Source organism: Phytoactinopolyspora mesophila (assembly GCF_010122465.1).
GTDB classification, from domain to species: domain Bacteria; phylum Actinomycetota; class Actinomycetes; order Jiangellales; family Jiangellaceae; genus Phytoactinopolyspora; species Phytoactinopolyspora mesophila.
Genome location: NZ_WLZY01000002.1, coordinates 508565 through 528787 on the forward strand (window position 1 = coordinate 508565; position 20223 = coordinate 528787).

The window sequence follows — 20223 nt, forward strand, 5'->3', positions numbered from 1 at the left end:
TGTGCCGGCCTTCGGTGGGTGGCGGTGCTCAGTGCCGCTCGCCGGCCGGCTGGTATGCCTCGTAGGCGGCAAGCCATTCCGCGCGATTCTCGGGGGAGAGCGGCGCCAGGACGCAGAACTCGTTGCCTTCGGGATCGGCGAGTACCACCCACGAGTCCTTCGATGTCTGGCCGACGTCGACGCGGGAGGCTCCGAGCCCGATGAGCCGCTCGACCTCGGCGTTCTGGTCCTCCGGACGCAGATCGAGATGCAGGCGGTTCTTGACGCTCTTCGATTCCGGCACGCGGAGAAATAGCAGGTCGGGCACGACGGAGTCTTCGCGGCTTCCGGCGGGTGGTTCGAGTGCGACCTCGTCGTCGGAGTTGTAGGTTCGGCGCCAGCCGAGCGCTTCTTCCCAGAAGCGGGCCGCGCGGTCAGGGTCGTGGGAGTCGATGCACAGACACTGGATATGGAGAGTCATGACATCACAGTTTGATGGATGTGGTCTTGCGCCGGAACTGGTTTTTCCGGCACGGTCTTTCCTACCAGCGGTGGCGGTGGTTCCTGATTCGATCACCGGCCCTGGCCGGGGTCAGCCTTGAGCCAGCTCGTGGGCAGGAGCTGGATGTGAAGAGAACCGTTGTCAGTGGGCAAACGGAGTCCGACTAGAGCGGCTGGCTCGCCTCCCGAGGTCAGCAGGCCGGTCTGGTACACAACGGCGCTTCTTTGGTGGAGTACCCATATGTCGTTCACCAGAGCGCATTCTGGACGCCCCAACGCACGGTTGATTTCTGCGTCGGCCGGAAACCCGTCGTCGGCCAGCGGCACACACACGCGGAATCGCTGCCCGATTACGGCGGTCCACATGGCTCCCCCTGAGGCTCGAGGCCGAGCACACGCTGGTGCTGGCATGGGTTCCATAGTGAATCTCGGCAGCGGCGAGCCGGTAGGGTCCAAGGGCCCAGGCCGCCCGGGAGCACCCGATCAGAAGCCCGCGGCGCCGAACCGGTGCCGTAGCTCGGCGAGGCGCGCGACCGGCTCGCGGGCGAATACCAGCCGCACGTACCTGGGTGCGACGACGTCGCCCCAGCCCTGCATGGCCGTGGCCGCCACCTTGCCGTGTGTGAGCAGAGCCTCCGATAGCGCACCGGCCGTCGTGCCCATGGCGTCGGCGTCGACCAGGAGCGACCACCCGCCTTCAGGGATGACGAGAGGGAGGTGACTGAGCTGATGCACCACTTCGTCGCGGCGCCGCTGCAACTCGGCCGTGGTCTCGGCCACGCCTGCGCCGTCCCCGGCACGAAGCGCTGCTTCGGCACCGGACTGTGTCAGCCCGGGTGGCGTGACGACGTTGTACGTATGCGTCCAGACGATGCGAGCGCTGATATCCGTCGGCCCCACGGCCCACCCGATCCGCCAGCCGATCATGCGGAACTCTTTCGAGACCGAGCCAAGGGTGACGGTGCGCTCGGCCATGCCGGGCAGCGCGGCCGGATGCCGGACCGGCAGGGCTACTCAACCGGCGAGGTACATACATGCTCGCGAGCCCCTTTCCTATGATCATGAACATTAGTTGACCGATATGGTCACGAAGTGTTCATGATCATAGGGATTAGGTGCTGAACCGTACGGACTGACGGGCAAACCTGGTGGCGAGCACCACGATGATCGCGGCGGCTCCGCCCAGCCCGAGATGCGCCCAATGCCCCGGCGCGGCAGTCACCACGGATAACAGGGCCGCGGCGGCGAAGGTGACCAGCGCGGCCAGCATCAGCCTTGCCAGCCAGCGCCGCGCGGCTGCCGTGCACCCCCGGCCAGCGGGAAATGAGCTAGCGATCATCAGGAGCAGTGCAGTCACCTGAGCGATGGTTGCCGAGACCTGCAGCAGATCGATGCTGGCAGAGAAGGCGGTTCCCATCCGGCCGTCGGCGATGATCGTATCGGGCACTCCGAACAGGACATCGTAGAGCTGCCAGCAGAGTCCACCAGCGCCCAGTAGCAGAAACACCAGAAACGCCTTGCGGCGGGCCAATCGTGGGCGCAGCTCCTTGGCGAGCGCCGTTCCGAATTCGCGAGGATCGCCGAATTCTTGGACGATTGCGCACATGGTCTCGTCGCGGGTGGAAGCCTCGTGGTGTTCGAGCATCTCGAGCAGCCCGTCGCGGAGTTCGTCGATGATGTCCGCACGGGCGCCAGGTGCGTCCGGCAGCCGGGCCTCGACCTGGGCGACGTAGGTCTCGACGGCGTCGCTATGGCTCATCGCTAGGCCCCGATGACTCGCTCGACGACATTCGCGAAACCGCGCCACTCCGTTCGCTGGGCAGCCAACGCGGCGCGTCCGGCTGTGGTGATCGTGTAAGTGCGGCGCCGGCGGCCGTTGTGCACCGACCAGTCGCCGTGGATGAGCCCGGAGCGCTCCAGCCGGTGCAGGGCGGGGTAGATGGTGCCCGACGGCAGGTCGAGTGTGCCTTCGCTGCGGGCTCGAAGCTCCTCGACCACTCCGTAACCGTGCAGCGGTCCCGGCTCGAGCGTGGCCAGCAGCATGGCGTCGAGATGACCCTTCAGCAGCGCGGACTTCATAGGTAGCAATCCTACAGTCCGAACCGCTAAGGTAGCGAAGCTATATATAGGAATGCTACTTATAGGAAGGAGCGCTGAATGCCGGAGGCGATCGTCACCGAACGGCTGACCAAGCGCCATGGTGCCCTGGTGGCGGTGAACCACTTGGACATGGCCGTCCCCACCGGGCAGGTCACCGGCTTCGTCGGACCCAACGGCGCCGGGAAGACCACCACGATCCGTATGCTGTTAGGCCTGATCCGGCCCACATCGGGCGCGGCCTGGGTGCTGGGCGAGCCGTTGACCTCAGCTGCGGCGTACCTGCAGCGCGTCGGCTCGCTGGTGGACGGCCCGGCGTTCTACCCGGCTTTGAGTGCGCGGAAAAACTTGCTGGTGCTGGCCCGGCTCGCGGAGACGGTGGACCGGATCGAATACGTGCTGGACGCCACTGGGCTACGTGGGCGCGCCGACGACCCCGTGGCCACCTACTCGATGGGAATGCGCCAACGGCTGGCGATCGCCGCGGCCATGTTGCCCAACCCTGAGCTGCTGATTCTCGACGAGCCCGCGAACGGTCTGGACCCCGCCGGTATCCGGGAGATCCGGAAACTGCTGCGGGCCCTCGCCGACCAGGACATCACCGTGTTCGTCTCCAGCCATCAGCTGTCCGAGCTTGAACAAGTCAGCGACCGGGTTGTGCTGCTGCGCACCGGGGAGCTCGTATACCAGGGTGCGCTCACCGACCTACTGGCCGGTCAATCCGCCCAGACCACGGCGCGTCCGGAGGAAGCAGGCGACGTCGGGGCCCTCGCCGGCATCATCGAGCGGCATGGCTGGACGGTCCGGGCCGAGGACAACCAGGTGATCATCAGCGCGCCGGCCGACGCGGCGGGCACGCTCAATCGCCTCGCACACCAGCACGGGATCACGTTGGCCGAGCTACATACCCGGCCGCCGACCCTGGAAGAGATTTTCTTCGATCTGACCGAAGGGGAGGGAGGAGCATGATCGCGTCGTTGCGCAGCGAGCTGGTCAAGCTCCGGCAGCCGGCCTACTGGATCGGCCTGGCCGGAATGGCCGCCTTCATGGTCATCGCCATGGTGATCTCCGTCAGCGGCGCGGGCGACGAGGCGAGTGACCGTGGCCCGGCGGGCGTGGTGCTGTCAGCTGACCAACTGGCCGAAGCCGACGGGCTGGCCCGCAGTCTCGGCAACTCGATCACGTTCATCGGGGTGGTGGCCCTGACGCTCGTCGCGGTCAACATCGGTACCGAGTACGGCCAAGGCACCATCCGGAACATGCTGGTGCGCCAACCACATCGGGCCCGGCTCTTTCTCGGCAAGCTGGCCGCGATCCTGGGTTTCCTGGCTGCGGCCGTGGTCGCAGCGTCGGCTGTGGGTATCGCAGTCGCGCCCGTGCTGGTCCCCGATGATGTCGGCGCCGTCGACTGGTGGTCTGCCAGCGGCCTGCTGGCCACGGCGGGTGGAGTCGGCAACATCATCGTGGCGACCTGGGGATGGGCGTGCCTCGGCGTCCTGCTCGCGGTGGTGTTGCGTTCGGCTCCGGCGACGATCGGAGTGGGCGTCGCGTACGCGCTGCCGTTCGAGATCCTGCTGACGGTCGCCGCCGAGGACGTCACCCGCTGGCTGCCGGGTCAGCTGTTCCAGGCGCTGGCGCAGGGCGGCACGGAGGCGGTGAGCCGGGCGGCCGCGCTGCTCGGCGCCGTCGGGTGGGTGGCGGCCACTGTCGTCGTCGCTCTGATCATCTTCCAGCGCCGCGACGTCCCGGACTGAGCCGCCTAGATGATCATGTTTGGTGGGTTTCCTCGTGCGTCGACAGGCCGGTAGGCATGGTGACGCACGAGGAAACCCACCAAACATGATCATTCGGGTGGGCGTGTCAGAAGGGGCGGCGGGGCACGGGGGCGCCGCTGCCGCCGAGCAGGAAGTCGAGGTCGCAGCCGCGGTCGGCCTGCTGGACGTGGTCGATGTACATCCGGACGTAACCGCGCTCAGCGGCGGGCCGTGGTGGCGACCAGGCGGCCCGGCGCCGGTCTAGCTCAGCCTCGTCGACGTCGAGGGTGAGGGTGCGGGCTGGGACGTCGAGTTCGATCCAATCCCCGGTGCGCACCAGCGAGATCGGGCCACCGACGGCTGCCTCGGGCGCCGCATGCAGAATGACGGTGCCGTATGACGTGCCGCTCATGCGGGCGTCGGAGATCCGCACCATGTCGGTGACGCCCTGCTCGAGCAGCTTGCGCGGCAGCGCCAGGTTCCCGATCTCGGGCATGCCCGGATATCCGCTCGGACCGGCGTAGCGGACGACGAGCACCGTCGACGCGTCGACCTCCAGCGATGGATCGTCCACCGCCTCGTCGTACTCCTCGATGGAGTCGAAGACGAGTGCGCGTCCGCGATGCCGCATCAGGTCGGGGGACGCGGCGGACTGTTTGACCACGGCACCACTCGGGCAGAGGTTGCCGCGCAGTACCGCGGTGCCGGTACCGGCGGGGAGGAGAGGGTCGGTGGCCGGCCGGATGACGTCGGCGTTCCAGTGCTCGGCGCGAGCGAGGTTCTCGGCCAGACTGTGCTGGTCGACGGTGATGACGTCCTGATTGAGAAGATGATCGATCTGGCGCATGACGGCGGGCAGGCCGCCGGCGTAGTAGAAGTCCTCCATCAGGTACTGGCCGCTGGGCATCAGGTTGACCAGCGTCGGCACGTCGCGCGCGAGACGGTCGAAGTCCTCGAGTTCGAGCGGCACCTCCAGCCGTCCGGCCAGGGCCAGCAGATGAAGCACCGCGTTGGTCGATCCGCCGATGGCTGCGTTGGCGCGGATCGCGTTCTCGAACGCCGCACGAGTGGCGATCTGCGAGAAGCGGAGATCGTCCCGGACGAGGTCGACGATCTGCTGGCCCGCGTGCTCGGCGACGGTGAAACGACGCGCGTCGGTAGCGGGGATCGCGGCGCTGCCACTGGGGGCCAGCCCGAGCGCCTCGGTGATGCAGGCCATGGTGGAGGCGGTGCCCATGGTCATGCAGTGGCCCTGGCTGCGGGACATACACGCTTCGGCGGCGGTGAAGTCGGTGCCGCTCATCTTGCCGGCGCGGACCTCTTCGCTGAACCGCCACACGTCGGTGCCCGAGCCGATGGCCTTGCCCTGCCAGCGCCCGGACAGCATCGGCCCGCCAGTGACCATGATCGTGGGGAGGTCGACACTCGCGGCACCCATGAGCTGCGCCGGAGTGGTCTTGTCGCAGCCCGCCAGCAGGACCACACCGTCGATCGGATTAGCCCGCAGGGTCTCTTCGACGTCCATGCTCATGAGGTTGCGGAACAGCATGGTCGACGGGCGCATGATGGTCTCGCCGAGCGACATGGTGGGGAACTCCAGCGGATAGCCGCCGGCCCGGTAGACGCCCCGTTTGACGTGTTCGGCGACACGGCGCAGGTGTGCGTTGCACGGTGTGAGGTCCGACCAGGAGTTGGCGATGCCGATCACCGGCCGGCCGTCGAACATCTCATGCGGGGTGCCCTGGTTCTTCAGCCAGGACCGGTGGATGAACCCGAGCTTTCCCTCTTGGCCGAACCAGCCCGTGCTGCGCAACTCGGTGTTCTTCGTGGTTCCCATGGGGCCTCCTTGTGGGTCGGTTCGGATCGCGGCGGCGGGTGACGTCTTGCGTCCTGCAAGGCGTGCGTCCCAGGCCACGGTCTGCAGGACGCAAGTCAGGGGGTGGCGTCGTCGTCGGGCGGCAGGTCGATCGCCGTCCACAGCGAGTGTTCGGTCTGGTCCAGGTGGTCGCGCATCGCCGCGGCGGCGCCCGTGGCGTCGCCGCTGATGACGAGGTCGTAGATCCGCGTGTGCTCATCGATGACCTGCACGAGCGGCCGGTTGCGGGCGACGTGCCCGCGGCGGCTCTGCATCCTGCTGGCTCGCATGGGATGGGCCATCGCCTCGATCAGGAACGTCATGATCTGGTTCCCGCTGGCGGCAGCCAGGGCCTCGTGGAAGCGGACGTCGGCGAGGTCGAACGCGTCTGGATCGCCGGTGTTGGCGCGCATGTCATCGAGCGCCTGGCTCATGGCGGACGCGGCGGTGCGGTTGACCCGGCCGGCGGCGAGCGCGGTGATCTGAACTTCGAGCGCGCGGCGGACTTCGAGCAGCTCGAGCATGGTGCGGGGACCCTGCCGGAGGCTGGCGGCGAAGAAATCCTGAACAGCCGCCGACGACAACCGGGCGACAATCGGGCGCTTTCCATGCCGCACTTCGATCAGGCCGCGGGCTTGCAGGGAGCGCACCGCCTCGCGGACGGTGAGCCGGCTGACGCTCAGGTCAGCGGAGAGTTCGGACTCGGACGGCAGCTCCGAGCCGGGCTCGAGTTCGCGGAAAACCAGCTCTTCGAGCCGGCTGACGACTCGCTCATGCGTGTTCAGTTCTGCCTCCGTCTCGACAGTGTGACCGCCAGCTTCGTCGTTCTGATCCAACTCATCAGATGAGTAGGTGGTAAGGAGCGTAAGTCAAAGTTGGCGTTTCGCCTAATACTCCGCAGAGTCGCTGAATCAGGTGGCGGCCAGATTACCAACTCATAACTAAACTCATCTGACACCTTGACCGCTGCCGCCGCTCGGAGCTACGTTGCAGCTGTCTGATATGACGAACAGCGTCTGATATTTCGGACGCCATACTTCGTCCACACGTTCACGGGAGATCTCGAAGGCGAGAGGGCAGGTCGAGGATGTTAACGTTAACAAGAGCTGGTCGGAGATTGGGGCTCAGTTCGGTCCTGATCCTCGGTCTGGCGTTCGCCACCGCGTGTGGTGGCGACGACGGCGGCAACCCCAGCGGCGATTCCGGCCAAGGCGGCGGTGAGGGCCAGGACATCGAGCTCGAGTTCTGGACGTTCGTCGACGCGCACACCGACTTCATGCAGGCCCGCGCGGACGAGTTCAACGCGCAGAACGACGAGTACAACATCGTCCTGGACGCATCCGTAGCCGACTTCGAGGAGATGCACGACCGGCTCCTCGTCGCGATGCAGACCGGCGCCGGCGCGCCGGATATCGTCGACATCGAAATCCAGCGCTTCGCGACGTTCCTGCGCGGCGAGGTGCCACTACACCCGCTCACCGACATCGTCGACAACCACCGGGACCAGCTGGTGGAGGAGCGCACCGCGCCGTACCGGGCCGACGGCGTCGAGTACGGCATCGACTATCACCTCGGCACCTGGGTGATGTACTACAACAACGAGATCCTCGAGGAAGCCGGCGTCGATGTCGACGACATCGTGAGCTGGGACGACTACATCGAGGCCGGTAAACAGGTGGTGGCGAACACCGACGCGTGGATGGCGCCGGTGGAGACGACGGACCGGTTCTCGGTGATCGGGCTGATGCTGCAGAACGGCGGCGGCACCTACGACGAGAACAACGAGCTGATTCTCGACAGCCAGGAGAACATCGACGCGTTGCAGCTGATCGCCGACATGGTCCATGAGCACGAGATCGCCACGGTGTCGGCCGGCGGTCAGGTTCATGACGAGGCCTTCTACCAGGCGATGAACGCCGGTGAGTATGCCTCGGTGTGGATGCCACAATGGTTCGTCACCCGCTTCTGGGACTTCATGCCCGAAACCGAGGGGCACATCCTCATCCGCCCGCTTCCCGAGTTCGAGCCCGGCGGATTCATCAGCACCATGGGTGGCGGCACCGGTACGGCGATCACCAAGCAGATCGACGACGACAAGCTTGACGCGGCCAAGCAGTTCCTCGAGTTCGCCAAGCTCAGCTACGACGCGCAAGTAGCGCTATGGACGGAGCTCGGCTTCGACCCGTTCCGCAACGACGTCTACGAGGACGAGGCGCTGCTCGAGGCTGATCCGTGGTTCGGCGGCGAGCAAGTAATGACGAACCTGGAGGGCATGTTCGACCGGCTGGCTCCCGAATACACGGGACCGAGGTATCCGGAGGCGATCCTGCAACTGCGCGACGTGGTCGCCTACGACGTCATCGAACAGGGTGCGGATCCGGGCGAAGCGCTCCGGAAGGCGGCAGAGGAAGTCCGCTCGATCGACGACTAAGAGGTCGCGCGACCTCTAAGAGCCTGTTCAGGAACAGGCTCAATGGGGAGCCTGCAAGTGGATCTCTCCCGGCCCGCGGACTCGGTCGGAAGGTGTTCGCCATCGTCCATCTCTCGCCAGCTGATGGTCACGCTTGCCGGCTCCCTGGTCCGCCGGGTCGCCGCTCGTCATTTCCATCCACGTCATGGAGAGGTTCCACTTGCCGGCTCTCGAAGTTGCCCGGATCGGCGCTTTTCCGAAGCGGGCCAGACCCTACGCCTACCGACCATTGCTGAGGTGCAGCTATGGAAACCAGCACGCTGAGCCGGGAAGAGCGGCGCAGCCGCAGCCGCCCGAAACGGCCGTTCCTTCATCGTCCACCAGTGGTGGCCGCGATCTTCTTACTGCCGTTCCTGGTGCTCTTCGGGATCTTCCGGGTCTGGGCCGTCGGTTACGCCGTCGTGCTGAGTTTTCAGGACATCGAGGGGGTGGGGGTCAGTGATTGGACCGGCTTCGACAACTATCGCCGCCTGCTATCCGACAGCACGTTCTTCCTCGCGTTGCGCAATACCGCGCTGTACACGCTGGGGACGCTGCTGATTCTCATCCCGCTGCCGTTCGTGCTGGCCGCGGTGCTGCGCTCGAAACTCGTGGCCCGGCCGGTCATGTTCCGGTCGGTGTTCTTCCTGCCGGTGCTGACGTCGCTGGTGGTTGTCGGCGTCATCTTCTCGCTCCTGCTGACCACGCACGGGCTGCTGAACAGTTTCCTCGGCCTGTTCGGGCTTCCGCAGCAGGGCTGGCTGGAGACCCGGCATCTGGCGATCCCGGCGATGATCATCATGGCCACCTGGCGATGGACCGGCATCAACATCATCTACTTCACCACCGGGTTGTCGAACATCCCGAACGAGCTCTACGAGTCCGCCTCGGTCGACGGCGCCGGCGCGTTGCGCAAATTCTGGTATCTGTCGGTGCCGTTGTCGAAGCCGATCATCCTGTTTGTCACCATCTTGACGATCTTCGGTGGTTTCCAGCTCTTCGTCGAGCCGTTGATCCTCTGGGGCACCGGCGGCGGTCCCGGGCAGGGCGGGCTGAGTGTGGTCATGCATCTCTACCGGACCGCGTTCACGTCGTTCCAGCTCGGCTACGCCTCAGCCATTGGTGTCGTCCTGGCGTTGATGATCATTGTCCTGTCCCTCGTCGTACTGAAGCTCTTCGGCTTCTTCAAGAAGGACTGATCGATTGTGAACCGCGAGAAGAAGTCTCAGCTGCGGACGACGGCGAGCCAACAGGAACGGACCGCCGTGATGGATCGGGGACCGGCGGACGTGCCACCGCGGCTCGGGCGGCCGGACACAGGTGGACAGCGGCGGCTCACCGGCCGGCATCGGAAGATCATCGTTACCGCGCTGGTCAGCGTCATCGCCGTGGCCTTCCTCATCCCGTTCTACTGGCTGCTGGTCAGCGCCTTTCGTCCGGCCAACCGGGTGTTTGCCGACGCGGGGAACTTCTTCCCGGCATCGGTCACCCTGGACAACTTCGACGCGCTGTTCCGGGAGACGTCGGTCGTCACCTGGTTCATGAACTCGGTGATCCTGGCGGCGGGTTCGACGATCGGCTCGCTGGTCGTGGTGACGATGGCGGCATACGCGCTGGCGAAGATCGAGTTCCCGTTCCGCAACACGATCTTTGTCGGCATTCTGGCCTCGCAGATGCTGCCGTTCCACTTGCTGTTGATTCCGCTGTTCATGCTGACGATCAACCTGGGGCTGATCGATACCCATCTGGGTGTCATCGTGCCGATGCTGGCGCATCCCTTCGGGCTGTTCTACATGCGCCAGTACATGCTGGGGCTGCCGCAGGATGTGTTCGACGCTGCCCGGGTCGACGGCGCGTCGGAGTACCGGATCTTCTTTGGCATCGTGGTGCCGATGGTGAAGCCGGCGATGGCGACGCTGGCGATCATCTTCTCGCTGGAACAGTGGAACGACCTGCTGTGGCCGCTGATCGTGATGCGCTCGTCGGAGAACTACCCGCTGGCTGTCGGGATCACCACCCTGATCGGGTTGCACCGGCCGCGGTGGGATCTCGTCATGACCGCGGCGGTCCTCGCCGTCATCCCGATCATGATCCTCTTCTTCCTGATGCGCAAACAGTTCATCAACGGCCTGGGTCAGATGGGCACCGGGAGTAAGTAGCCGGGCGCACGAAACCAGCTGGCCAGAAACCGTCACATCCGACAGGAGGACCCGCTTGTGCCTGACGCTTCGCTGACTCTCGATCCTGATTTCCGGGTGGCCGACGTTCCACGCCGGTTGTTCGGCTCGTTCGTCGAGCACCTCGGCCGGTGCGTGTACACCGGCATCTACGAGCCCGGCCATGAGCACGCCGACGCGGACGGCTTCCGCACCGACGTGCTCGAGCTGACCCGTGAGCTGGGGGTGTCCGTCGTCCGGTATCCCGGCGGCAACTTCGTCTCCGGGTATCGGTGGGAGGACGGCGTCGGCCCGCGTGACGAGCGTCCGGAGCGGCTCGACCTGGCCTGGCGTTCGCGGGAGACCAACGCGTTCGGCCTGGGTGAGTTCGCCGACTGGGCGCACAAGGCCGGCGTCGAGCCCATGATGGCGCTCAATCTCGGCACCCGTGGTGTGCAGGAAGCCTGCGACCTGCTGGAGTACTGCAATCACCCAGGTGGGACGTACTGGTCTGATCTCCGGGTGGCCCACGGATACGAGAAGCCATTCGATGTGCGGCTGTGGTGCCTGGGCAACGAGCTCGACGGACCGTGGCAGATCGGGCACAAGACGGCCGCGGAGTACGGACGGCTGGCCGCTGAGACCGCCCGGGCGATGCGGATGATCAACCGTGATCTGGAACTCGTGGCGTGCGGCAGCTCCCACTCGGGAATGCCGACGTTCGGCGCGTGGGAGGCCACCGTCCTCGAGGAGTGCTACGACCACGTCGACTACATCTCGCTGCACGCCTATTACCACGCGCAGGACGGCGATCTGGCCAGCTTCCTGGCCTCCGCCGTGGACATGGAGGGCTTCATCGACAGCGTGGTGGCCACTGCCGACCACGTACGGGCGAAGACCCGCAGCAGCAAGCGGATCAACCTCTCGTTCGACGAGTGGAATGTCTGGGACCAGACCGAGTGGCGTGAGCAGGGACCGCCGGACGACTGGCCGGTGGCGCCGCGGCTGATCGAGGACACGTACAACGTCGCAGACGCTGTCGTCGTCGGCAGTCTGCTGGTCACGCTCTTGCGGCACGCCGACCGGGTGACCATCGCCTGTCTCGCCCAGCTGGTGAACGCGATCGCGCCCATCCGCACCGAGCCGGGAGGGGCCGCCTGGCGGCAGCCGAGTTTCTATCCGTTCGCGCACGTGGCCAGCCTGGCGCGGGGCCGAGTGCTCCGGGTCGATGTGGCGTCGCCGACGGTGAATACGTCGGTGTACGACGACGTGCCGGCGGTGCACGCGGTGGCCACACACGACGAGGAAACCGGCGACGTCACCGTCTTCGCTGTGAACCGGCGCGTCGACGAACCGCTCGACCTGTCGATCGGGCACCGCGCCTTTGCCGGCTATCACCTGCTCGAACACATCGTTCTCGCCGACTCCGATGTCGATGCGACGAATTCCCTCGAACAGCCGGACCGGGTGACGCCGTGGACGGCAGCTGGAACCGCACCTGCCGGGAACGACCGGACCGACGTCCGGTTGCCACCGGTGAGCTGGAACGTCATCAGACTGCGCCGAGCGGAAGGAAGCCGATGAAGGCGTTTGCGAACACCACCACGGCCCGAAGATCCTTGACCATCAGAGCAGCCGGCATCGGACTGGCAGCGGTCATGCCGCTGGCCGTGCTGATGCCGGTGGCCGTCGCCGACGAGCCGGACAGCCGGGCGATCGCGCAGGCCTCGACCGACCAGGACGCCGCACCAGCGGGGCAGATCCCGCTCACCGGGTCCGTCTCGCTGCACGACCCCACCCTCTTCGCCGACGACGACACCTACTACGTGTCGGCTACCAACGGCCCGATCCGTAGCGCGCCCAGCCTCGAAGGCCCGTGGACGAATCTGGGCAGCGTCCCCCGCGCGGACTGGACGTCGTCGTTGCCAGGACTGTCCGGGGGATTGTGGGCGCCGCACGTGCAGCGCATCGACGACACCTTCTACTTCTACTATTCGACCTCGGACTTCGGGACGAACAGCTCGGCTATTGGGCTGAAGACGACGCGGACCCCGGGCGACCCGTCGAGCTACGTCGACCACGGCGCACCGATCGTCACCTCGGGGGAACCCGACCCGGACCACGCGACGCACAACGCCATCGACCCGGCCATCTGGCCGGACGAGAACGGCGACTGGTGGCTGGTCTGGGGATCTCACTTCGACGGCATCATGATCCAGCAGCTGGGTGAGGACATGGCCTCGCTCGTGGGTGAGCGTTACATGGTGGCGCATCGCAGCAGCGAGACGTTCCCGATCCTGGACCCGGGGTGTCCGTTCCCGGAGCCCGCGTGTGCGAACTTCAACCGGATCGAAGGGCCGTCGATCTTCGAGCGCGACGGCTACTTCTACCTGATGGCCGCCTGGGACTGGTGTTGCCGCCCGAACGGCAACGACAACACCTACAAGATCATCATCGGCCGGTCGGAGAACATCTTCGGCCCGTATGTCGACAAGAACGGTGTGGACCTCGCCGAGGGCGGTGGCAGCATCATCCTGAACAGCCGGGCGGCCGCATCGGACGTCACACCGAGCGGGCTCTACCGGGCTCCGGGCGGCCCGGACATCTTCGTCGAGGACGACGTATATCACCTCATCTACCACGCCTACCGGCCCCAGAACACGCTGGGGATCTGGCCGATGAGCTGGCACGACGGTTGGCCGTACCTGAATCAGCCCGACGGCGGCGCCTACGATCTGGCCGACCGTGAGTACGTCCGGCTGGTCAACCAGGACGGCATCATCACCGATCCGGACAGCCTGCAGAATCCGGTCGCGAGCGATCGCTGCCTGACGGCGACGGCCGAGGGGAGTGAGACGTCGGTGATCCAGACGACATGCGACACATCCCTCGGGCAGGTGTGGGAGATGCTGATGGGCGACGACGGCTTCTGGCGGTTCCGCAATATGGGCGGGCCGGACGGGGAGGCGATCTGCCTGACCATGGCTGACGACTCCGGCGCGATCGGCACCGACGTGGTGGTGACCGGTTGCGACGCGTCCGCCGATCTTCAGCACTGGTACCTGGACGATGCCGGACACGGCTTCCACCGGCCGGTCGTCAAGGATGCCAACCTGGCACTCGAGGTAGAGAACACCTGCGAACCGGCCGCGTCGTACAACTGCGACGGCGTGGTCGGCACCAACGTCGTGGGCGGCGTCCGCCGCGACGGTGATCACACGGCCGGCAACCTCACCCAGGCCGCGAAGTGGCCGCCGCAGCAGTGGCAGCTGTCGCGGGTCGAGATGACCGCGGATCTGCTGCTGGCCGCCTTCGACGGCTTCGTCGCCGACGGCGGCGTGGTCGGCTCGGGCCCGGGCGGCAGTCCGGAACGGCGGGTGGCGGTACTGCGGCACATGCTGGCCGAAGCGGCGGCGCAGATCGAGGCGGGCGATGACGACGCGGCGCTCGCCCAGCTCTCGGATGCTCAGCGGCGCATTCACGTCTCCGGATCAGTCCACCCGTCGCACCTGGTCAGCGGTGCGGACGCGGCCCGGCTGCACGGGCTGATCGAGCAGCTGAAGGATGGGTTGAACAGGAACTGAGTGGTTCGTTAGGCCTCCGCGAGGCGCCGACGTGTCGCGGCGCCTCGCGGAGGAGACTGGCACGAAGGACCGATGAAAGGCAGTGAGTGCAACCATGGCAGGGCTCATCCGGGAGGTGCCGGCCGTCGGCCGGGCGATCGATGTCCTCGACTTGTTCTTGGACGGCAAGGGCCCGAGATCGGTGGCCGAGATCACGGCGGCGCTCGGGCTGCCCCGGAGCACCACGTATGAGCTGGTGCAGACGTTGGTCGCACGCCGTTGCCTGCGAGTGGTCGACGGGCACGCCCACCAGTACGATCTCGGGCTGCACCTGTTCGAACTCGGCAGCGCCTACGGCGACAGCATCGAACTGACCGAGCAAGGCCAGCAGGTTGCCCAGGAGATTGTCGCCCGTTCGAACGAGACCGTGCACGTCGCCACCCTCGACGGCGCCGAGGTCGTCTATCTGGTCAAAGCCGAGAGTCCGAAGACGGTCCGGATGGTCTCCGCGGTGGGCCGCCGACTGCCGGCACATTGCACGGCTGTTGGCAAGGCCATGCTGGCCGGGCTCGACGACGAAGACGTGGTGGCGCGCTACGACGACGTGCAGGAGTGGATCCGGATGACGCCCAACAGCGTCGCGTCGTTACCGGACCTGCTGGCCGAGCTGGACAGAACCCGGCAGCGCGGCCTGGCCGTCGACGATTGCGAATCCAATGTCGATGTCCGCTGCGTCGCGGCGGCGGTCCGCGACGCGAGTGGTGAGGTGGTGGCGGGGATGAGTATCTCCGCTCCGGCTCATCGGGCCGACGAACGAGCCGACGAACTGGCCGGCTACGTGTCCGAAGGAGCCTTGGAGTTGTCGACCCGGCTGGGATACCGAAGGAGCACTCGATGATGGACGCCACTAGATCGTTCCTGGCCACACTCGACCTGCCACGCGGCAGCTCTGATCTCGGGACCTCCGACCGGCGGTTCAGCGACGGCGCCGCCTACCGGGTGGAGATCCCGTCGGTGGAGGGGCCGGAGGCCTTCGAAGCAGTGCTCGAAGCGGCAACCGAGCACGGCGTCCGGGTGCACCGGGTCAGCCAGGGCAGCGGCATCATGTTGCTGACCGACGCCGAGATCGAACGTATGGTGCGGCTGGGCCGTGACCATGACGTAGAAGTGTCCCTGTTCACCGGCCCGCGGGCGGCCTGGGACGTGGGCGCCCAGGTGACGTCGTCGTCGGGACGTGTTCTCGGCGCCAGCTTGCGCGGAACCGATCAGCTCGTTTATGGCATCGAAGACGTGCGACGCGGCTGTGAGCTCGGCGTGCGCAGTGTCCTGGTGGCCGACCTCGGCCAGCTGTGGGTCCTGGCTCAGATGAAGCAAGCCGGAGAGCTGCCGCCAGACCTGGTGCTCAAGGTCTCGGTGTCATTGCCCGTGGCCAACCCGGCCACTGCCCGGGTGTTTCAAGACCTGGGCGCGTCCACGCTCAACCTCCCGGTGGACCTGGCGCTGCGGGACATCGCGGCCATCCGGGAGGCGGTGGCGTTGCCGCTCGACGTCTACATCGAGGGCGCCGACGATTTCGGCGCACCGGTCCGGCATTATGAACTCCCGGAGATCATCCGGATCGCCGCTCCGGTGTACGTGAAGTTCGCCGTGCGGAACTCGCCGAACCTCTATCCGTCCGGCGGACATCTGCGGCAGCTGGCGATCGACACCGCACGCGAGCGCGTACGCCGGGCCGCGATCGGTCTGAGCATGCTGAAGCGCTATTACCCGGAGGCAGAGACCCGTTGACCGCCACTCGACTCACGAACTGGGCCCGGAACATCCAGTACACCGCCACCCAGGTGCAGCGACCGTCGTCGCTGTCCGAGCTCCAGGCGCTGGTGACCGACAGCCCAAGGGTGCGGGTCCTGGGCACCCGGCATTCTTTCAACACGATCGCGGACACCGACGGCGTGCTGGTGTCGGTCGATGCGTTGGACATGCCAACGACACTCGATCCGGCCGCAGCGACGGTTACCGTCGGCGGCGGTGTCCGCTACACCGAGCTGTGCCAATGGCTGCACCGGCGTGGCTGGGCGGTGCACAACCTCGGCTCGCTGCCACACATCTCGGTGGCCGGGGCGGTGGCAACGGGGACACACGGCTCGGGGGACCGCAACGGCAATCTCGCCACCGCGGTCTCGGCACTGGAGATGATCACCGCCGACGGTGAGCTGGTGCGGCTGAGCCGCGACACCGATGGCGATCGATTCAATGGGGCGGTGGTGTCGCTGGGAGCCCTTGGTGTGATGGTGAAACTGACCCTCGACGTGGTGCCCACGTATGCCATGCGCCAGCGGGTCTACACCGGACTGTCCTGGACCGCCCTGGCGCAGCGGTTGGACGACGTCTTCGCCAGCGGCTACAGCGTCAGCGTCTTCACCGATTGGGCCGACGCCGAGCACACCCAGATCTGGGTCAAACGCCATGCCGACGACACCCGTGAAGACACAACATCGCTGTTCGGCGCTGCTGCCGCGGACGTCGCCATGCACCCCATCGCCGGTATGCCGGCATCGTTCTGCACCGAGCAGCTCGGCGTGCCGGGGCCCTGGCATGCCAGGCTTCCGCATTTCCGCGCGGAAGACACGCCGAGCACTGGCGACGAACTGCAATCGGAGTACCTGGTGCCGCGCGAGCATGCCGCGCAGGCAGTGGCCGCGCTCGAAGCCATCCGCGACCGCATCGCGCCGGTCTTGCAGGTCTGCGAGCTGCGTACCGTTCAGGCCGACGAGCTGTGGCTGAGCCCGAGTTATCGGCAGGACGTGCTGGGCCTGCACTTCACCTGGATCAGCGATCTAACGCCGGTTCGCGGTGTGATGGAGGCCGTTGAGAAGGCCCTGGAGCCTTTTGCCGCGCGGCCGCACTGGGGCAAGATCTTCGGCATCCCGGCCGAGGCGGTGCGGGCGATGTATCCGCGGCTGCCGGACTTCGCGGACCTGGCGCACGAGTACGATCCGGAAGGAAAGTTCCGCAACCAGTTCGTCGACCAGTACCTCACCCCTGGCGGAGCCGGCTGACGTCCATCGGGAAGGCGCATGTGACCACGGAATACAGCCTCTACGGCGATCTCGCGCGGTGGTGGCCGCTGATCTCGCCGCCGGACGAGTACGCCGAGGAAGCTGCCTTCGCCGCGACCCTGCTCGGGTCGGCGTCGATCCCGGTCCACGAGGTTCTGGAGCTGGGCAGCGGGGGCGGCCACAACGCGGTGCATCTCAGCTCGCGGTTCGCGTTGACACTCGTCGACCTGTCGCCGGAGATGCTGGCCGTGTCCCGGCGGCTCAACCCCGGCTGCGAACACCATGTGGGCGATATGCGCGATCTCCGGCTCGGCCGCAGTTTCGACGCGGTCTTCGTCCACGACGCGGTGGATTACATGGTCGATGAGGCCGACCTGCGCAAAGCCGTCGAGACGGCCTTCGTCCATTGCCGCCCAGGCGGGGTGGCGGTGTTCGTGCCGGACTTCACCGTGGAGACGTTCGCGCCGGCGAGTGAACACGGTGGAAGCGACGACGACGCATCCGGGCGCGGCGCGCGCTATCTGGCCTGGACCTGGGACCCGGACCCGGACGACTCCTGGGTGTGCACCGAGTACGCGTTCCTGCTCCGCGAGGCCGACGCGACGGTCCGCGTCGTACACGAGACGCACCGGACCTGCCTGTTCAGCCGTGATCGGTGGCTGGGCATCCTGACCGGCGCCGGTTTCGAGGCTGAGGCGATCGCCGAGGTCACCACCGACGATCGGATGCCGCGGGACGTGTTCCTCGCTCACCGCCCCGGCTGACTTGGCGCAATGAGGAAGCTCATTGCTGCTCTGGCAACCACAAGCTTCCTCATTGCTGCCTGAGGACGTCCCTATGTGACGACGTGGCCACACCGGTGGGTGCCAGTCTTTGGTGCGAGACCTGCCATGCGAGCGACGGCTGGCGTGGTTAAGGTGCGAACGTGACTCTTTCTGCGAAGCCGACGATCATCGACCTTCTCGAACTGCACAGCTGGACCGTCTTCGATGTCGACGAACACGGCCATGTGCTGGCCGGATCGGATGCGAGCGGTTCCACCCAGCTGGTGGAGATCGCTCCCGACGGAGTGCGCACCCAGCTGACGGCTCTGCCCAGCGCCTGCTCCGGCCGGTATTTGCCCGGCCGGCGGACCGTCGTCGTGCAGCACGACACCGACGGCGACGAGCGCGCCCAGTTGTCGCTGCTCAACCTGGAACCAGACCGGCCCGCGCCCGCCGGGCTGGACGACCTCGAGCCCTTGGTACGGGATCTCGCGTACATCCACTCGCTGGTCGACGTCCGTCCAGGGCGAGTGGTCTACAGCACCAACCGTCGCAACGGCGTCGACTTCGACGTCGTCGTACGAGACCTGTCCAATGGGTCCGAACAGGTGGTTTTCGACGACGGCGGGTACGTCGCGGCGGTCGACGTCGACGGCGACGCGGTAGCCGTGACGCTGCTGTCGCTGCAGCCGGCCTCGACTCAGGTGCGGCTGGTGCGGGATGGGACGTTCACTGACGTCACCGCGGCCGACGACCACTCGATGCACACCTCGGTGCGGTTTCTCCCCGGCACGGGTTCTCTGGTCATGTCGTCGAACCACGGCAGGGACTTCCGTTCTGTGGTGCGGGTCGACTCCTCGGGCACATGGACCACGCTGCTCGAGTCGGATGAGCACGACATCAGTGTGCTTCCGTCGCCGGATGGGTCTCGGTTGCTGATGTTCCGGCACATCGACGGCGGAACGGAGCTGGCGATCCATCGCGCGGACGGCGAGTTGGAGACCGAGATCGCGCTGCCCAGGTTCGGGGTGGCGGCCGCGATGTGGTCACCGGACTCGGCCCTGCTCGCGGTCGGACTGAACACACCGACGAGTCCCGGCGACGTCTTGTTGGTGGACGCCTCCAACGGCGAGATTCGCATGCTCGTCGACGGCACCGAGCAGATGACCCCGCAGATGCGCGTGGCGCTGGTGGAACCGGACAGCGTGCGGATCCCCACCCGCGACGGCGAGTTGATCCCGTGTTTCGTTTACCGGCCGAGCGATCCGGCGGCCGAGCTCGCCGGCTCGGTGGTGGTCAACATCCATGGTGGTCCTGAAGCGCATGCGCAGCGCACCTTCACGGCGGTGAGCCAGGCCATGGTCGCGGCCGGGCATATCGTGCTGGTGCCCAACGTGCGTGGCTCCACCGGCTACGGCAAGCGGTGGTACTCGCTGGACGACGTGTACCTGCGGCTGGAATCGGTGCTCGATCTGGTGGACATCCGGGCCTGGGTGCCCGAGGCCGGCGGCGACCCCGAGCGGGTGGCGCTATACGGCGGCAGCTACGGCGGATACATGGTGCTGGCCGGGCTGTCGATGCACCCAGGGCTCTGGGCAGCGGGCGCCGAGCTGGTCGGGATGTCGTCGTTGGTGACGTTCTTGGAGAACACCTCCGCCTATCGTCGCGCCGTGCGGGAGCGGGAGTACGGCAGCCTGGAGCACGACCACGACTTCCTGGTCAAGGCGTCGCCGCTCACCTACCTGGCCGCCATCGATACTCCGTTGTTTGTCATCCACGGCGCGAACGACCCCCGGGTGCCGCTGTCGGAGTCCGAGCAGATCAAGGCGGCGCTGGACGCCAAAGGTGTGCCGTGTGAGCTGCGGGTGTACGACGACGAGGGGCACGGGCTGGCGAAGCGAGCCAACCGGCTCGACGCGTACCCCGCTGCCCTGGCCTTCCTCGCCAAACACCTCGCCCGCTGACCACCACCCCATTCCGGCTGAACCACCCCTTGCTGAACCACCCCTTCCGGTGATCGACAGGACGTTGCGGTTGCTCTGAGGT

19 protein-coding genes are annotated in these 20223 nt (G+C 66.6%); 12 read left to right on the forward strand and 7 right to left on the reverse strand.

The window, feature by feature from the left end; translation table 11 throughout:
* Positions 1-28: 28 nt before the first annotated feature.
* The 5 genes from F7O44_RS08510 to F7O44_RS08530 form a co-directional block, all read right to left on the reverse strand.
* Positions 29-460 (reverse strand): VOC family protein, encoded by a 432-nt coding sequence (locus F7O44_RS08510; RefSeq protein WP_162449782.1) that lies wholly within the window; start codon positions 458-460, stop codon positions 29-31.
* Between the two features lie 92 nt (positions 461-552).
* Entirely contained in the window at positions 553-846 is a 294-nt protein-coding gene (locus tag F7O44_RS08515) for a hypothetical protein (RefSeq protein ID WP_162449783.1), read from the reverse strand.
* A gap of 117 nt (positions 847-963) precedes the next feature.
* Complete coding sequence (locus F7O44_RS08520) at positions 964-1455, reverse strand: aminotransferase class I/II-fold pyridoxal phosphate-dependent enzyme (RefSeq protein WP_162449784.1); 492 nt, start codon at positions 1453-1455, stop codon at positions 964-966.
* A 136-nt stretch (positions 1456-1591) separates the two neighbouring features.
* Positions 1592-2239, reverse strand: coding sequence for an HAAS signaling domain-containing protein (locus F7O44_RS08525; protein WP_162449785.1), 648 nt, complete (start codon positions 2237-2239; stop codon positions 1592-1594).
* A gap of 2 nt (positions 2240-2241) precedes the next feature.
* Complete coding sequence (locus F7O44_RS08530) at positions 2242-2559, reverse strand: PadR family transcriptional regulator (RefSeq protein ID WP_162449786.1); 318 nt, start codon at positions 2557-2559, stop codon at positions 2242-2244.
* Between the two features lie 78 nt (positions 2560-2637).
* Between F7O44_RS08530 and F7O44_RS08535 the strand changes: the two genes are divergently transcribed.
* Entirely contained in the window at positions 2638-3546 is a 909-nt protein-coding gene (locus tag F7O44_RS08535) for an ABC transporter ATP-binding protein (protein WP_162449787.1), read from the forward strand.
* Positions 3543-4331, forward strand: a complete 789-nt coding sequence (locus tag F7O44_RS08540; RefSeq protein WP_162449788.1) for an ABC transporter permease — start codon at positions 3543-3545, stop codon at positions 4329-4331. The genes F7O44_RS08535 and F7O44_RS08540 overlap by 4 nt, the downstream gene beginning before the upstream one ends.
* A 106-nt stretch (positions 4332-4437) precedes the next feature.
* On the opposite strand, the gene F7O44_RS08545 is transcribed toward F7O44_RS08540, so the two are convergent.
* Complete coding sequence (locus tag F7O44_RS08545) at positions 4438-6168, reverse strand: IlvD/Edd family dehydratase (protein ID WP_162449789.1); 1731 nt, start codon at positions 6166-6168, stop codon at positions 4438-4440.
* Positions 6169-6263: 95 nt separating this feature from the next.
* Positions 6264-7022 carry a FadR/GntR family transcriptional regulator gene (locus F7O44_RS08550; RefSeq protein ID WP_162449790.1) on the reverse strand — a complete coding sequence of 253 codons (759 nt, stop codon included), beginning with the start codon at positions 7020-7022 and terminating at the stop codon, positions 6264-6266.
* A 281-nt stretch (positions 7023-7303) separates the two neighbouring features.
* Between F7O44_RS08550 and F7O44_RS08555 the strand changes: the two genes are divergently transcribed.
* The 10 genes from F7O44_RS08555 to F7O44_RS31690 all read left to right on the forward strand — a co-directional run bounded on the left by F7O44_RS08555 (position 7304) and on the right by F7O44_RS31690 (position 20141).
* A complete protein-coding gene (locus F7O44_RS08555) occupies positions 7304-8617 on the forward strand; it encodes an ABC transporter substrate-binding protein (protein ID WP_162449791.1) in 1314 nt (437 codons plus the stop codon).
* Positions 8618-8901: 284 nt separating this feature from the next.
* Positions 8902-9834, forward strand: a complete 933-nt coding sequence (locus F7O44_RS08560; protein WP_162449792.1) for a carbohydrate ABC transporter permease — start codon at positions 8902-8904, stop codon at positions 9832-9834.
* Positions 9835-9840: 6 nt separating this feature from the next.
* Positions 9841-10794, forward strand: a complete 954-nt coding sequence (locus F7O44_RS31680; RefSeq protein WP_162449793.1) for an ABC transporter permease subunit — start codon at positions 9841-9843, stop codon at positions 10792-10794.
* A 57-nt stretch (positions 10795-10851) separates the two neighbouring features.
* Positions 10852-12375, forward strand: a complete 1524-nt coding sequence (gene arfA / locus F7O44_RS31685; RefSeq protein ID WP_162449794.1) for an arabinosylfuranosidase ArfA — start codon at positions 10852-10854, stop codon at positions 12373-12375.
* Complete coding sequence (locus F7O44_RS08575; RefSeq protein ID WP_162449795.1) at positions 12372-14375, forward strand: family 43 glycosylhydrolase; 2004 nt, start codon at positions 12372-12374, stop codon at positions 14373-14375. Before arfA ends, F7O44_RS08575 begins: the two co-directional genes overlap by 4 nt.
* Before the next feature lie 94 nt (positions 14376-14469).
* Entirely contained in the window at positions 14470-15252 is a 783-nt protein-coding gene (locus tag F7O44_RS08580) for an IclR family transcriptional regulator (RefSeq protein ID WP_162450071.1), read from the forward strand.
* Positions 15252-16142 (forward strand): U32 family peptidase, encoded by an 891-nt coding sequence (locus F7O44_RS08585; protein ID WP_162449796.1) that lies wholly within the window; start codon positions 15252-15254, stop codon positions 16140-16142. Before F7O44_RS08580 ends, F7O44_RS08585 begins: the two co-directional genes overlap by 1 nt.
* On the forward strand, positions 16139-17413 hold the full coding sequence (locus F7O44_RS08590; RefSeq protein ID WP_162449797.1) for an FAD-binding protein: 1275 nt from the start codon (positions 16139-16141) through the stop codon (positions 17411-17413). The genes F7O44_RS08585 and F7O44_RS08590 overlap by 4 nt, the downstream gene beginning before the upstream one ends.
* A gap of 20 nt (positions 17414-17433) precedes the next feature.
* Positions 17434-18177: a methyltransferase domain-containing protein gene (locus tag F7O44_RS08595; protein ID WP_162449798.1), complete on the forward strand. Its 744-nt coding sequence runs from the start codon at positions 17434-17436 to the stop codon at positions 18175-18177.
* 161 nt (positions 18178-18338) lie between these two features.
* Positions 18339-20141, forward strand: a complete 1803-nt coding sequence (locus F7O44_RS31690) for a S9 family peptidase (RefSeq protein WP_222851185.1) — start codon at positions 18339-18341, stop codon at positions 20139-20141.
* Positions 20142-20223 lie beyond the last annotated feature (82 nt).